This is a genomic window from Faecalispora sporosphaeroides DSM 1294 (genome assembly GCA_000383295.1).
In the GTDB taxonomy this organism is placed as follows: Bacteria; Bacillota; Clostridia; order Oscillospirales; family Acutalibacteraceae; genus Faecalispora; species Faecalispora sporosphaeroides.
On record KB911072.1, the window covers coordinates 118,780 to 134,176 of the forward strand.

At 56.9% G+C, this 15,397-nt stretch carries 13 protein-coding genes, 1 tRNA gene and 1 other annotated feature; all 14 genes read right to left on the minus strand.

Features of this window, described 5'->3' with window-relative positions; all coding sequences use genetic code 11:
• Positions 1-149 precede the first annotated feature (149 nt).
• Positions 150-403 (minus strand) — a binding site (T-box leader).
• A 286-nt stretch (positions 404-689) separates the two neighbouring features.
• The gene (locus G340_RS0112590; protein ID WP_020074005.1) at positions 690-2,456 is read right to left on the minus strand and encodes a [FeFe] hydrogenase, group A; all 1,767 of its coding nucleotides are present in this window, start codon (positions 2,454-2,456) and stop codon (positions 690-692) included.
• Positions 2,450-4,285, minus strand: coding sequence for an NAD(P)-binding protein (locus G340_RS0112595; RefSeq protein WP_020074006.1), 1,836 nt, complete (start codon positions 4,283-4,285; stop codon positions 2,450-2,452). The genes G340_RS0112590 and G340_RS0112595 overlap by 7 nt, the downstream gene beginning before the upstream one ends.
• A 544-nt stretch (positions 4,286-4,829) precedes the next feature.
• A complete protein-coding gene (locus G340_RS16775; protein WP_020074008.1) occupies positions 4,830-6,908 on the minus strand; it encodes a methyl-accepting chemotaxis protein in 2,079 nt (692 codons plus the stop codon).
• 434 nt (positions 6,909-7,342) lie between these two features.
• Positions 7,343-7,963 carry a sugar O-acetyltransferase gene (locus G340_RS0112605; RefSeq protein ID WP_020074009.1) on the minus strand — a complete coding sequence of 207 codons (621 nt, stop codon included), beginning with the start codon at positions 7,961-7,963 and terminating at the stop codon, positions 7,343-7,345.
• Positions 7,964-7,993: 30 nt separating this feature from the next.
• Positions 7,994-8,314 carry a hypothetical protein gene (locus tag G340_RS0112610; protein ID WP_020074010.1) on the minus strand — a complete coding sequence of 107 codons (321 nt, stop codon included), beginning with the start codon at positions 8,312-8,314 and terminating at the stop codon, positions 7,994-7,996.
• A gap of 147 nt (positions 8,315-8,461) precedes the next feature.
• Positions 8,462-8,764, minus strand: a complete 303-nt coding sequence (locus G340_RS18505) for a hypothetical protein (protein ID WP_326522402.1) — start codon at positions 8,762-8,764, stop codon at positions 8,462-8,464.
• 89 nt (positions 8,765-8,853) lie between these two features.
• On the minus strand, positions 8,854-9,036 hold the full coding sequence (locus G340_RS0112620; RefSeq protein ID WP_020074012.1) for a hypothetical protein: 183 nt from the start codon (positions 9,034-9,036) through the stop codon (positions 8,854-8,856).
• 222 nt (positions 9,037-9,258) lie between these two features.
• Positions 9,259-10,203, minus strand: coding sequence for a hypothetical protein (locus G340_RS0112625; protein ID WP_154653202.1), 945 nt, complete (start codon positions 10,201-10,203; stop codon positions 9,259-9,261).
• 124 nt (positions 10,204-10,327) lie between these two features.
• Complete coding sequence (locus tag G340_RS0112630; RefSeq protein ID WP_027104001.1) at positions 10,328-10,957, minus strand: L-2-amino-thiazoline-4-carboxylic acid hydrolase; 630 nt, start codon at positions 10,955-10,957, stop codon at positions 10,328-10,330.
• Positions 10,941-11,174 (minus strand): AbrB/MazE/SpoVT family DNA-binding domain-containing protein, encoded by a 234-nt coding sequence (locus G340_RS0112635; RefSeq protein ID WP_020074015.1) that lies wholly within the window; start codon positions 11,172-11,174, stop codon positions 10,941-10,943. The genes G340_RS0112630 and G340_RS0112635 overlap by 17 nt, the downstream gene beginning before the upstream one ends.
• A gap of 136 nt (positions 11,175-11,310) precedes the next feature.
• Positions 11,311-11,395 (minus strand) — tRNA-Leu (locus G340_RS0112640).
• 95 nt (positions 11,396-11,490) lie between these two features.
• Complete coding sequence (locus G340_RS0112645; protein WP_020074016.1) at positions 11,491-12,099, minus strand: toprim domain-containing protein; 609 nt, start codon at positions 12,097-12,099, stop codon at positions 11,491-11,493.
• Positions 12,096-13,148, minus strand: coding sequence for a DNA polymerase III subunit delta (gene holA / locus G340_RS0112650; protein ID WP_020074017.1), 1,053 nt, complete (start codon positions 13,146-13,148; stop codon positions 12,096-12,098). The genes G340_RS0112645 and holA overlap by 4 nt, the downstream gene beginning before the upstream one ends.
• On the minus strand, positions 13,148-15,376 hold the full coding sequence (locus G340_RS0112655) for a ComEC/Rec2 family competence protein (RefSeq protein WP_020074018.1): 2,229 nt from the start codon (positions 15,374-15,376) through the stop codon (positions 13,148-13,150). Before G340_RS0112655 ends, holA begins: the two co-directional genes overlap by 1 nt.
• Positions 15,377-15,397: the final 21 nt, after the last annotated feature.

Consider the following 15,397-nt stretch of genomic DNA (forward strand, 5'->3'; position numbering starts at 1 on the left):
TTTTCTGCTCTCCTTTTCCTACCGTAATGCCACTTTAAAGCTCCTTTTTCCTTCTGCGCAAGGGATAAAAATCTGTACATTGATCGGGCATTTTCACACAAATCGGTCATTGTTCCAATCATTTTGGGCATAAAAAAACGACCCGCCCGCATTAGGACGAATCGATCGTGGTACCACCTAATTTCACGCGAAGGAATTGCCTCCACGCCTTATCACAACACAGTCACGCTGCGCCGTTTCCCATTTCTACGGCGGGCTTCCGTCACAGCCTACTGGGGGCCGACCCCTTTCAGCCTGCAGCTCCAAGAGGATTTCGAGCTCACCGCCGGGGAAACGTTCCCAGCATCCGTTTCTCTCTTGGCCCGGTTGAGATGAGTCTACTTGTTCTTTTCATCGCTTTTTTTATTGAGTTGTATGAAATTCTGTACAATAGAGATATACCACAGCAAGCGGTGCTTGTCAAGTCGGCTGCTGAAAAACCGGTTGACCAAACACATCGGCTGCCCTGTAAAAAGGGATATCCGCATATAGGGTTTAAGATAGGAATAGGATGGGATGGGCCGGGAAGTTTGTTCCCGGCCCATCCCGTTTGACAGCGCCAAGCAAAATCTCTTTTTCCCGCCACTTTGCTTCTCAATGGCCTTATGCGGGGAAGCACCCAAGCCCTTGAAAAGCGGTCTTCTCAGCAGTCAATAAGCCTCATCGGAACGGTTCCGTTCAAGGTACGGGGAAAGCGGACACTCCCATTTTTTATGCTGGGTGTGCAGCAGCTTGTGGGAGCGCTGCGACAGCGGCTTTTCAAAATAATCGCGATACGCCCCGAGCACCGCGGGATTTTCGTGGGAGAAGCGCAGCGTATTCTCTTTATCCAGCTCGTAGAGCTGTTCGCCGCGAACCTGCGCGAATTCCGCGCCGTCCGTAATCGGCTGGCCGCCGCCCCCGGCGCAGCCGCCCGGGCAGGCCATCACCTCAACAAAATCATACGTGGTTCTCCCGGTGCGGATCGACTCCATCATCCTTCTCGCGTTTCCGAGCCCATTGACCACGGCCACCCGCAGGGTGCGGTCGGCAATGCGGAAGCTCGCTTCCTTCCAGCCCTGCATGCCGCCGACCTCGAGGAACGCGTCGGGATCGGGATTTTCCCCCGTCGCCAGGTAATACGCGGAGCGCAGGGCCGCCTGCATCACGCCGCCGGTGGTGCCGAAAATCACGGCCGCGCCGGTGCCGACGCCGAGCGGCATATCGAACTCCTCTTCCTCCAGCTCAGACACCAGAACATGCTCCGCGCGGATCATGCGGTCGATCTCGCGCGTCGTCAGCACCAGATCAACGTCCTGCCCCGCTCCGGCATCGTTGAGCACCTTCTGTGCGCATTCGTCCTTTTTGGCAAGGCACGGCATCACCGAAATGGAATAAATCCGTTTTGGGTCCACGTTCAGCAGCTCCGCATAGTAGCTTTTGGCCACCGCGCCGAACATCTGCTGGGGCGATTTCGCGCTGGACAGGTTGCCGACCATATCGGGATACTGCGATTTGAGAAACCGCACCCACCCGGGACAGCACGAGGTAAACATCGGGAACCGCGCGGCTTCGGGGCGGCCCAGCTTTTCCAGCAGCTCGCTGCCCTCCTCCATGATGGTGAGGTCGGCGGCGAAATTCGTATCGAAAATATAGCGGAAGCCCATCCTGCGCAGCGCCGCGACAAGGCGCTTCACCGTGGCCTGCTCACGGGGCAGACCGAACGGCTCTCCCCACGCCGCGCGCACGGACGGCGCGATCTGAACCACCGTGATTTTATCCGGATCCGCCAGAGCGGCGAACGCCTTTTCGGTATCGTCGCGCTCGCGCAGCGCCCCCACCGGACAGTGTGTGATGCACTGTCCGCAGAGCGCACAGTCGGAATCCTCGATCTTCCGGTTCCAGGTAACGTCTACCGTCGTGCGGGAGCCGGTATTCGCCACATCCCAGATATGCATGCCCTGAATCTCATCGCAGACCTGAATGCAGCGCATACACTTGATGCATTTGGAAAAATCGCGAATAAGCGGAAAGCGTTTGTTCCACTCCGAAACCGGCAGCTCGCGCTGGTACGGCGGGTCGAGAATGCCGAGATCGTTTGCGATTCGCTGCAGGCCGCAGTTGCCGCTGCGCACGCAGGTGGAGCAGTAGCAGTCGTGCTGCGAGAGAATCAGCTCGACAATTCCCCGGCGGGCCTCACGGACGCGCGGGCTGTTGGTGTACATCACCATACCCTCTTGCACCCGGTTATTGCACGAGGCCACGAGCTTATCCTTGCCGGCCAGCTCGACCACGCACACTCGGCAGGCCCCGATTTCGTTGATGCCCTTCAGGTAGCAGAGCGTGGGAATATGGATGCCGACGGAGGCCGCCGCATCCAGAATCGTGGAGTCTTCCTCCACCTCGTACACCTTGTGATTGATCGTAACCGTTACCATCTGTAAGCCCTCCCCCCTTTGAACACGCCATAGCCGAAGTGATCACAGCGCAGGCACCGCGAGGATTCCTGCGCGGCCTCCTGATCGGTCATGCCGCTTTCCATCAGGTCAAAGTCATTCTTTCGCTCGTCGGATTCCCGCTCCGTCAGGTTTACCCTGCCGCAGGGGGTTCTGTCGTCCATATTGGCGGGGGGAATGACCACATCTGTTGTGATCTCGTGATGATACCCCAAAAAGTTATCGATATTGGCGGCAGCCACTTTACCGGCGGCCACGGCCTTGATCACCGTTGCGGGCCCGCTGACGCAGTCGCCGCCGGCAAACAGATTCGGAATATTGTCTACCCGGGCGCAGCTCTGCGCGATAATACTTCCCCTGCTGACCGGCACGCCATATTCCGCAAACGGCCCATACTCCACGCTCTGACCAATGGCCGACACGATCAAATCGCAGGGAATCCGGCGTTCCTCCATGTCCGCATCCACCGGTTTCGGGCGCCCGGCGGAATCCATATTGCCGATGATCTGGGGCCGAACCCACAGCGCGGCGACGTCGCCGTCTTCGGTGGCTTCGATCCGGGAGGGCGCCTGCAGACACAGAATCCGGCAGCCCTCGTTTGCGGCTCCCTGCACCTCTTCCGGCAGGGCGGTCATATCCTCCTCCCGGCGGCGATAGACGATCGCGACCTTCTCCGCGCCAAGGCGCACGGCGGAGCGGGCCGCGTCCATCGCAACGTTTCCCCCGCCGATTACCACCACGGTTTTTCCGGCAAAGCCGGATTTTACATTGTTGCCGATCGCGCGCAGCATATCCACCGCGGAGAGGACCCCGCGGCTGTTTTCGCCCGGAATGCCGATTTTTCTGTCCGAATGCGCGCCGATCGCGATATAAACCGCGTCGTATGTTCCCGTCAGGTCGGAGATTTCGATATCCTTGCCCACGTTGACCCCGGTTTTCACCTGCACCCCGGTAGAGAGAATCGCCTCAATATCTTCCCAGAGCCGCTCACGCGGCAGGCGATAGCTCGGGATGCCGTACCGCAGCATTCCGCCCAGATGCGGCTGCTTTTCGTAAACGGTGACGCTGTGGCCCATGAGGGAAAGGTAATAGGCGGTGCTCAGCCCGCCCGGGCCGGCGCCGATAACCGCCACCCGCTTGCCGGTTGCGGGCGCGCAGGCGGGCGCGGGCACCCTGCCCGCGTGGTCTACGGCGTAGCGCTTGAGCCCGCGGATGTTGATGGAAGCGTCGATCATGTTTCTTCTGCAGCGCGCCTCGCAGGGGTGCTCGCAGACAAACGCGCAGGCCGTGGGGAACGGATTGTCCTTTCGGATCAGCTGAACCGCGTCGGCATGTCTGCCCGCATGCACCAGAGCAATATAGCCGGGGATATCCACCCCGGCGGGACACAGCGCAACGCAGGGTACCGGCTGATTCAGGCTGCAGGTGCACCGGCCCGTCGCAACGTGCTCTACGTAATCCTCGCGGAAGCCCCGAACCCCTTTGAGCACCATGTCGGCCGCCTCGTAGCCGATCGCGCAGTCCGCCGTCTGCACAATGATGGAGGCTGTCCGCTCAATCAAATCTATGGTTTCCATTGTGGCCCTCTGGTCCAGCACATCTTCCAGCAGGTGTTCCAGCTGTGCGAGTCCAATGCGGCACGGCACGCATTTTCCGCACGTCTGCGCCCTGCATATTTTCAGAAAGGACGCCGCCAGATCGACGGGGCACAGGTTTGGGGGGCTGGCAATGATCCGGCGCTCCAAATCGCGGTACAGCTTTTCAACTGTGGTTTGCGCTCTATTCGGCGTGATAATTTCAAGTCTGCTCATGCTTCTGATCACTCCCCATTCAGAAAATACGAAACTGCAACAATACTGCAACAATTATAATATAATTTCGAGGGAGTGTAAATGATTTTTCGGTAAATAGTTATCAATCAAATTTGATAACTATTTATTTTTTGTTAAAATTGTTGTAAATCTATCTACTAAACTTGCGCTTGCAAATGGGAGGATGCTGTGCGGCAGAACAATCCGGGGCAATTTCTCATGCGAGGCGGACATCTTCAAAAAACGGAGAAACCCGGCGAAGGAGCCGTTGGCTCCTCTGCCGGGTTTTCCGCACGGTCAATCCGCGCTGACTCCACCACACAAAATTATACCGTCAAAAAATGCTCTCCGCGGCACTAGCGGCCATACAAATTTTTGAGGAATCCGCCGCTCCATGGCTTTGCCGCCATGAACCGGGCGACTGGAAGCCGCGCCGAAGCCCGGGCAATGCAAACGCAGGGGCCCTCACGGTGTTCGCGCGATAATACGGAACCCTCAGAGCCAAAGCCTGTCGCCTTTGGCTCTGTTTGCACCGGGAAGCCGCTCAGAAAAAGAACTCCTGCGAGTCGGCCGCAGAAGGCGCGTCGGAGACCGACGGCTTCTCCAGAATAAATTTAGATACCTCCTGATGCAGGGCCTGGGCCTGCGCCGCCAGCTCCTCGCTGGATGCGGAGCTCTCCTCCGCCGTGGCGGCATTGTTCTGAACCACAGAGGATACCTGCGACAGCCCCAGCGTGATCTGCTCGATCGCGCCGGCCTGCTCCACAGAGGCGCGCTCAACCTGCTCGATGGAAGCGCTGATCATTTTCGCCTGCTCGCCCGCCTGCGAAAGCACGCGCGAGGTATTCGCCGCGATCTCGCCGCCCTCTTTGACGGTGCCCCCGGCATTTTGGAGCAGCACTGCCGTCCGCTTGGCGGCCTCCGCCGATTTGGCCGCCAGATTGCGCACCTCGTCCGCCACCACGGCAAAGCCCTTGCCCGCCGTACCGGCCCGCGCGGCCTCGATCGCCGCGTTCAGGGCGAGAATATTCGTCTGGAGCGCGATATCCTCAATCACCTTAGTGATGCTCGAAATCTGCTCCGACGACTCGCGGATTTCATCCATTGCACGGGTCAGCTTGTGCATCTCTTCATTGCTCTGCAAAATTCCGGCGGCGGCCTGCTCCACGTATTCCGTGGCCTGCCGCACGTTCTGCACGTTGGCCTCCGCCTGCTGATCAACGGTCGCGATAGAGGCTGTGAGCTCCTGCACGGTGGCCGCCTGCTCGGAAGCGCCTGCGGCCAAAGCCTGCGCTGCGGCAGACACCTGCTCGGCCCCGGTATTCACCTGCTGCGACGCAATATCGATCTGAGAAAGTGTGTGATTCAGCGAGCCTGAAATCTGCACCAGAGCCTCCCGGATCGGCGTGAAATCACCCGCATAGTCCAAATCCACCCGCACGCGCATATCCCCCTGCGCCATTTGGTGAAGCTTCTCCGAAATATCCTGAATGTAGCTTTGCAGAGAGGAAACGGTCGACCGCAGCGCATCCGCCAGCATTCCCAGCTCATTCTTCGCGCGGTATTCCAGCGCAAGGTTCAGGTTCCCCTGCGAAAGCTGCGTCGCAACCTCGGCCATTTGGTCCAGCGGACGCGAAATGGTGCGCCTGACAAACAGCACCAGAAGCGTGATGGCCAGCAGCACCAGCACAAGCACCAGCACAACGGAGATTGCCGTGGCGTTTCGCATTGCCGCGTTGGATTCCACCAGGGAAAGGCCGGCAAAATAAATGCCGATCGCCCGATTGCCGGAATCCACAATCGGCTGGTAGGCGGTCGCGTAAGGAACGCCCAGAATGTCGGCGGAGCCGAAATACTGCGTCTTTTCCTCCAGCACGGTTTTGGCGATCTTCTGATCCAGCCTGGTGCCGACGACACGCTGGCCGTTGCTGATGATTGTGGTATTGACGCGCTCGTCCCCCACAAAAACAGTGAACTCGTTGCCCGTCATGCTTTTCATTTCGTCTACGAATTTGGCATTCACCAGAGAATACCCGGCTGATACGGCACCGATAACATTGCCCGAGGAGTCCTTGACGGGCGTGCCGGTGCGAATGGCGAGCGGAATATCCGCGCCGGTCTCGGTGACCGTCGCGGTTTCTCCCTTGAGCGCCCTTGCAATGTTGGCCTGGCCTGCCACCGAATCGCCCGCTTTATCGTCGAGGGTGCGCGCGATCACACTCCCCTGGCGGTTGGTGATCGTCACAAAGTCCACATCAGCGGCCATTTCTTTTACAAACCGGCTGACCTCCGTTTTCACGGCGGCGGCATTGCCCTGCTGCACCGCAAGGATCACCCCGGCGTCGGCCGCAAGGCTTTTGGCCGCAGAGGCGGATTTTATTTCGTAGTCTTTCAGGATGGAATTCATGGTGGTAAGCGCCATCTGGCTTCTTTCGGTATTGATCTGATTGATGACGCCTCGATTGCTGGCCGACATGTAGAGCACCGACACACTGCCCACAATAAGAATGGCACAGGTCGCAAACAAAGCGAGCTGGAACCCGATTCTGCGAATCATCGGCAGCTTACCGGAGGTGCCGGGGCTTTGCGGCTTGTGTCTTGACGTTTTCCTTAATTTGATCATGCGAGTCTTTCCTTTCAAAGGTGGTTGTAATGAGGCATATCGGCAGACGGATTCGCCATACCATGTGTAAAAACCTGTTCCGGCGAACCTGATATTTTCTTTTCGACAAAAATCGACATTCCAATGATTAACAGTTTTATTATACAGGGAGCCCATTTCCGGTGTCAATTGCAAGCGCAACGCAAATAGAACCAAACTTATCGCCCAAAAATAAAATGATAATATTCATTATTATCAACGCGCTTCTTTCCTCTTCTGAAAAAATGCTCTGCAAACGGGGTGAAAACACGTCACTCCGTTGGGGTTATAGAAGGGCGAAGGCGGTGCGAAACGCCCTGCCGCGCGGCGCTCCGTTTCGACGGAAAGGAAAATCAAAAAAGCCCCCATCGCCGCCGGATTTCTCCGGCAGAGATGGGGGCTTCCCCTGTATTCCATTAACGCGGCAGAGCCATCTCCCGCTCGAGCTCCGCTCTTTGTTGCTCCCAATAGGCCGCGTCCTCCTGCGTGATTTCCCGAATCACCCGGCAGGGATTCCCGGCGGCGATCACCCCGGCGGGGATCGATTTTGTGACCACCGACCCTGAGCCGATAATGCTGCCGCTGCCGATCTCGACGCCGCCGTTGATCACCGCGTGCCCGCCGATCCACACATCGTCCCCGATGGCGACGGGACTGCCGTATTCCAGCATATCTGCCCTCACCCTTGCATCGATGGGGTGCGCGGGCGTATAGATGCCGACCTGCGGCCCGAGCAAAACGTGATTGCCGATCGTCACGGGGCAAACATCCAAAATCACGCAGTCGAAGTTCGCGTAAAAATGGTTCCCGATGGTAATATTGCTGCCGTAATCACAGCGAAAGTTCGGCTCGATGTAAATATGTTCCCCAATCGACCCAAGCATTTCTTTGAGAAGCTGCGTGCGGTACTCGAATTCATCCTCCCCGGTGTTGTTGTATGTCCGCAGCAATCTTCTGATTTTGCGCATGTCTTCCCTCAGCTCTTCATCGCCGCGGTACGGCATCCCCCGAATCATTCGCTCTTTCATGCTCAGCATATCGCCTGTGCTCCTTTCCCACTTTCAGTATCACAACATGTGAATGTTTTCCACAAGGGACAGCCGGCCTTCTCCCGCTCTTTGGTGAATGAGAAGCTCCATCAATGAGGAAAGCAGGCTGTTTTGGGTGATCAGCTCAAAGCCCGGGCCGTTCTCACGCCTTACAATTCGCAGAGCCTGCAAAACCGCTATTTTGTGATGCCGCTCCGGCTGCAGCCTTACCGCATATTCTACACCATCCACCGTCATGCTGACAACATAGCTTGCGCTGAGCGGTTCGGCCTGCGCATTTTGCAGTAAGGAGCTGCGAAGGGTTTCATATTGACTTTCTTTCAGCTGCCGAATGATCATAAACATACTCCTTTTCAAGATGTTTTTCGACAGTGCTTGAAAGGAAGTGCGGCGCATGCTATACTATTTACGCTGCATTTGCCTTATGGCATCTGTCGGTTGGGTGGGAAGTGGCGATTTGCTTTGGAGAGTGAGCGCCGCTTCCTTTCATTTTTTGAGGCTTTTATGCACAAGTTCAATCCCTTTTCGCACGACTTCTGATTTGCTGATTTTCAGCGATTCGGCGGATTCCTCCAGTTGTTGTACACTCTTATCATCCAGCCGAACTCGGAACATCGTATCTTTTGGATTGTCCGTTGGCCGCCCCGTCTTCTTGGGTTCGCTGATAGTCTCGCCTCCTTTTGTAGCGACAGTACCATTATAGGTTGTGTAGCTACAAAAGTCAAGTAAATTCACATCGCCCGCCTTTCCTGATATTCCCGACAGTGCTTGAAAGGAGCTGCGGCGCATGTTATACTATTTACGCTGCATTTGCCTTATGGCAGCTGTCGGTTGTGTGGGAAGTGGCGATTGCTTTGATGAGTGTGCGCCGCTTCCCTTCATTTTTTCTGGAGCCGGTCATACAAAGTATCAATGCCTTTTCGCAAAACCTCTGAACGGGTCATCTTCAATTCTCTCATACAAAATTCCACTTTGTCCAAAGTTTCATGATCAACCCTGACTTTCAGGTCATGCTCCAAAGGCTTCTCTGGATGAGGCCCCGGCTTCTTACGTTCCCCCAAATGACCACCTCCTAACTTGGAACGCAAGATAATTATACATCTTGTGTTCCAAGTTGTCAATAATATCCAGATATAAAATCAGAGGATGCCCTAATGCAGGGTATCCTCTTGCTTTGTGCCCGTTACGATCAGTGTGAAATAGAAAAGTAAGCGAAGCCTAAGACTTCGCTTACTGAACAAATACGCATGGAAATACCTGATACGATTCTTTTCTGCTGTCACTCATCTTGCCGAAATGGAGATCGAATGATCTATGCGCGCCGCGCCGGTTACCTTCTGGATCGAGAAAATCTGCGGGGTCACGACAAGCATCATAGAGGTCGTGTCCGCAAACACCAGAATGCCGTACTCATTGATCGTAATATCGCCGGAAGCGCTTGTGGTGGGTCCGGTCGTAAACGAAATGCTGTCGCCCACCGCAACATAATCATGAATGTTCTTGATCTGATCCGTGTCGCAGTTCTGCGGGAACGGATCGGGAGGAGTCAAATAGGTAATGGAGCTGTCGTAAACGCTGTCCGGAAAATAGAGAACCGTTATTTTATCGATACTGAAAGCGACCGGCTCATCCCCCAGCAGCAGCATGGGGACGCTCCCGGCGTCAGGCGATCGATACAGGGAATTGATCGGCCCGGTGATCGTCGCAAGCCTGTTGGAAAACAGGCTGACCGATGCGCCCGGGTAGAGCGTTACGATCTGTTCCAGAACATGGGCGAACTGATCCAACGCGAAGCAGCGGCTGTTGTCCGCCGCGCCGCCGCCGCTGTCGACGGCAGAAATCCGCAGATTGGCTTTCGATGCAATCATACCGGAGAAAAAGAGCGTTGCGTTCGACATGTTCACCAGTGAAAAAGCAACCGGAGCATCGTCGATATTCAGAACGGCGATTCCGCCTATATTGCCTGTTTTATTGGGCGAGTTGCTCTCAAACACCTGACCTTTATCCGAAATCAGCTGAACAGCCGTGCCCGGCGCGCCGGAGGTTGACTGGATCGATACCCACCAATCGACAATATACAGGCCGTCCTCAGGAATTGTGACAGCGCCTGTCACCGGATCATAACTGAGAATCCCGACCGAGCTGATGATTTGATCAAAGATAAAATTGCTGTTATCTAAAATGCTTGTACCGCTGTTTTTTTGGAGCTGCAATACTGTACTGGCCATCATCATCACCTTTTTATTTGGTTTTGATCGCCCTCCTCTATTATATGATATGTGCTGCGATTCAAATAGTTAAGAAAGACACGCAAAAACAAGGAACACGGCGCCGAACAGCGGGTTTCCCCGGTCAATCGCGCGAAGCATATTTTCCGTTGATGAAATGAAAGTCGCAGCAGGCCGCGCCTTCCCCCAGGGTTCCGCTGCGCTCAAAACGGATTTTGGGCAGGAGGCCCGAGAAAGCCGTAATATCGTTCTCGCAATAAACCGTGCAAAGTTCCGGGCAGCCCTGCTGCCGGCACAAATCCCAATACAGACACCGGTGCAGATTAAAGTGAATTTCTCTCGCGCTGTTGCTCACCCATTCCGTTTCCCAGCCCTCCATCGGGAAATTCATGCGCATGTGTGATTTTACGCCCATGCGGTAAACCAAAAACGCAAACGGGATGCGCACCATCCGGGCGCTGCTCTCTTTCTTGATCAGCGCGGCCTTCTGCGTTTCACGCCTGACGGCGGCCAGCGCGTTGTTTTTGGGGATGCCCTCCGCCAACAGCGCCTTGTAGTAAGCCATTGCCGGGAGCAGCTTGCCGCGCAGGTGCTCCGCGATCGCGGGATTCCCTTTGTCATCCGCCTGCGCCGCCAGCTCGTGATACAGCTCCTGTGCTCTGCCAAAAATACGGGTTCCCATGGGCTGCGCAAATTCCTTCTCGCAATCTTCCCGCAAAAACGGAAGATTCGTGGACTCAAACGCCTTCATCATTTGAGGTCTCCTCTATCTTCTTAAATATTTCGCCGGCGTGCTTTTGCAGTACGTCCGCCTTGGTCACAGCGATCCCCCACTTTTCGTCTCCCAGAACGAGCAGGGTATCGCCCGCCTGAATCCCGAACACCTCGCGCGCATCCTTCGGAATAATGATCTGCCCGCGTTCCCCCACCTTTACGGTGCCAAAAATATAGTGGCCTTTGGGGATTTTCATCTCTATCACCTCGTCATATATTACATACTAATATGAATAATATGACGAATAAGAGGAAATGTCAATAGAAGAAGATGAAAATAAAAATCAAAAAAAGTCAATTCCATCAGGAATTGACTTTTTTAAAAAATATTGATGGTGCGGCTAATGGGACTTGAACCCATACGAGATAACTCACACGCCCCTCAAACGTGCCTGTCTGCCAGTTCCAGCACAGCCGCATTTCTGCAAAATGATAGTACCGAGCAGGCGCAAAGCCGACTCGACGAACAGTATTATATCATTCCGGAGAAAGACTTGTCAACTAAAATTCGCTTTATTTCAAAAGTTTTTCGACAAGGGCGCTGTATTCCTCATACGTCATCATGCTGTTAAGCACTTTCAGCAACGCGTTTGTCGCAAGGTGCTCCGGCAGACTCAGGTGTTCGAGCAGCAGCCTGCGGTTGCGCGCGCTGTTTTCCCCGCCGGTCAGGCCGTCGCGGAACAGGTCGGCTTTTTCAATTTTCCGCACCGCCGTGGGAGCCTCCCACTGCGGAACAGCTTCCTCCTCGCAAAGCACGCCCGCTCGGTCGAGCGCCTCTAAAATCTGCTGCTTCGAGACCCCCTCCACACCCAGCTTGCCCTCTTTGGAGCCTTTTTCCTTTCGGCGCTCCTTGCCCAGAACATCCGGAATATAGGCGTGCTTGATGTATTTCGCGGGGATCGCGCTCATCAGGTGGTGGCGGATGAGAAAGCCTGCGGAATCGCTGTCGGTCAGAATCAGCAGACCCCGCGTTTCCGCCATGCGGCGGATCAGCGCCATCTGCCGCTCGTCTTTAAAAATGCGAAAGCCGCGCGTTTCGATGATCAGGCCGTCGATGATTGAGGAAAGCTTGATTTTATCATACTTTCCCTCCACAATGACCGCTTCTTTGAGTTTAATCAAGTGATTCGCTCCTTCTCGGCAATCAGCAGCAGCCGGGCAATCAGCTTTTCCATTAAAATCCGGTCCCCGGTGCGCGAGCTTTTCAGCCCGATGTCAGTTTCCAGCAATACCTCAAGGCTCTCTCTCAGTTTTTCCAGCGAAAGGCCTTTCATGTCGCGCTCCGCGTTTTTCAGGCGGAATTCCTTGCCCTTATACGGAAAATAGTTTGCAAGCTCCGCCGGTCGGTGGCCGCCCTGTACGCAAGCGCGCACGCGGTACAGATCCACATAGGCAGACGAGAGCACCGCCAGCACCGCCACAGGCTCTTCGCGCTGCTGGTACAGCAGGTCGAGCAGGGAATACGCCCTGTCGTACTGTGCGGACACCAGCGCCTTCGAGAGCAGGAACACCGTCGTCTCCAGATTTTTCACCGCCACGCGGTCGATCGCCGCGCGGGTGATCGCACCCTTGCCGATATAGGCACAGAGCTTTTCCAGCTCGTGGAACAGGGTTTGCAGTTCCTTGCCGCACTGAGAGATCAAAAAGGCCGCATCCTGCCGCGAAAGCTCGCAGCCGCGCTTTTCCGCGTAGGCGCACAGCAGGCGCTCAAGCTCGGCCCCTTCGCGCGGGCGCACCTCAACCACAGTGCCGTGCTTTTTGACCGCGGCGAGCCATTTTTTCCACGCGGTGGATTTTTTCACATCCATCTCGAGCGTGGGCTGAAACACGAGCAGCACCGTGCTTTCGGGTAGATTTTCCACCAGCTCGTACAGCTTTGAGAGCTCGCGCGCGGGCAGCTTTTCCACGTCCAGATCGGTAAGGACGATGTACTTTTTCTCCGCCATCATCGGCAGAGCCTCCGCCGCGTCGGCTACCTTGTCGGCCGAAAGGCCGTCGCCCGAAAAGCGCTGCACGTTAAAATCCGCAAAGGGCTGCTCGGAGGCTTTCTTCAGCAGCCGTTTCAAGTAGGCGGCAATCAGATATTTTTCTTCTCCATACAGAAAGTACAGGCCGCTGAGCTCCAACCGATCGGCGGCTTTTTTCCACTGGGCTTCCGTAAGCTCCGGCATCAGGCGTTCCTCCTTAATACAAGCGTTCCTCCCGGGCGGGTATCGATCAGTACATGGCCCGCATCCCCGGTGGACACCGACACAAATCCGGCGCCGCCGAGCCGGGCAAGGCTGGCCTCGGCGGTTTCCTCCGACATCGACAGCACCGTGACGAACGGCGACAGCGCTTTTTCCCCGCGCGGCAGATCGTCGGCGATCACAAAATCCGCCTGCTGCCACTGATCAGGCAGCGCGTCGGCACGGCACTCTGCGGACACGAGCAGAAACGTGACGCCATTGACCAAAATGCCCGTATAGCTTTGCAGCCCGCCGGCATATCGCTCCACCCGAACCGTGCCCCACAGCTCGGCCTGTGCCCTGGTATCAAAATAATCGATCTGCTCCGCGTTCGGCAGCTGTTTTTGCAGGAACTCATTGTCCTGCCCGTTTTTCCACAGCAGCACCCGTTTCGGTTGAAAAGACGAAATCAGCTCCGACGCAAGCAGAGCTTCCTCCTTGGTATCCCCCACCATTTGCAGATAATCGAGCTGCCGCACGCCCTGCCCGCGCAGGTAATTGCGCGCGGTGGACGACGCGAACCCGCCGCAGCCGATCACCGCGCCGCGCCCCTGGTGGGTGAGCACGACGCAGAGTCCGTCTCCCTCCTGAAGCACCGCAACCCGCGTGACCGACCGCATCGAAAGCTGGTAGGACAGCACACCGCACAGCAGCAGGATCACGCTGAGCAGTGCCGCCGACCGCCGCGCCGCATAGGACGGCGGCCGGACGATCAGAACCGCCGCAAGCAGCAGCGAGCCCGCCAGCCACAGATGCACAAAGCCGTAGGACGCGGAAACGCTCGCCCACGGAACCTGCGCAAGCAGGCGCGCACAGTCGATCATGTAATTGGAAAGCACCCCCGTGCCAAACGCGAAGGGCATTGCCAGAAACGGCAGGCCCGCCGTATAGATTCCCGCGCCCAGCGCCGCACACACCATCAGCAGGGTGGACGGCAGAATTTGCAGCACGTTCGACACCGGCGAAATCAGCGACACCGTGCCGAACGACAGAATCAGAATGGGCAGCGTGAACACCGTGGCCGTGACGGTGGTACACACGGCGGAATTGACGCCGTCGAGCAAGGCGCGCCCGACGGGAACCGTTTTATACAGGGCGCGCAGTCGGGTACTGAGCGGCCCGGCGCATAAAATCATGCCGAGCGTGGCGGAAAAGGACAGCAGCAGCCCCAGATCCGCCGCGGCATAGGGGTTTGCCGTACAGATCACAAGCGCGGCGATCCCCAGCGAATTGAGGGAATCCGCCCTGCGGCGCACCACGATGCCGAACAGGTAAATCAGGCTCATGATGCCGCTGCGCAGCACCGAGGGCACAAAGCCCGTCACCGCCATAAAGCCGAGCACCCCGGCCATCGCGGCCGCGGCGCCGGCCCTGCGCGGGAACCGCAGAAGCCCGAGCAGCAGCAGAAAGAACTGCGCCATGGTCGTCATGTGCAGGCCAGAAACGGAGAGAATATGCGTGACGCCGGTCGTCTGAAAATCGGACTTCACCTGCTCGCCGATGCCGGAGGGTTCGCCCAGCAGCACCCCGGCGGAAAGCCCGGCCTGCCGCGCGGGCAGCAGGCGGTACAGCGCGCCGGTCATGCTGCGCCGTAAAGAGAGCGCCGCAAAATACGGCGGCCTGTGCCGTGCGGGAGTAATTTTGACCGGCTCGTACTCGTACAGATACGCAAACAGCGTGATGCCCTTTGAGGCGTAGTAGGACGGAGAATCGAATCCTTCCCCGCCCTTGGGTGTATAAAAATGCGCCTTGCCCTCGATGGTGTCGTAGGGCTCCACGTTCAGCGCGTTCTGGGCGGAAAGACGGATTTTTTCCACATACGGCGCGCCAGCGGCGGAAAGGCCCTGCACCCGGACGACATAATAATACCGTCCATAGGCGCTGACGGGCAGCTCGCAGACCGTACCCGTCAGCACAGCGTCGCGCCCGTTCATCTGCTGAGCGGGCAGCACCGCCGCCTGAGCATACGCGTAAAACAAGCCGAACGCCGCCGCTGCCGAGAGCAGCGCCATCTGAACGGTACGAAGGGATCGGGTTTTCCGCACACACGCCAGCACACAGAAGGCCAGTGCGCACGCGCAGCCCATGAAAAGGGCGCCCGCCGCACCTGAATACACCGCCGCCGTTTGGGCCAGCAGGTAGCTAAAGCCAATGAGTGCGAAGGGACGCATGAAACCCCCTCCCGATTTCAT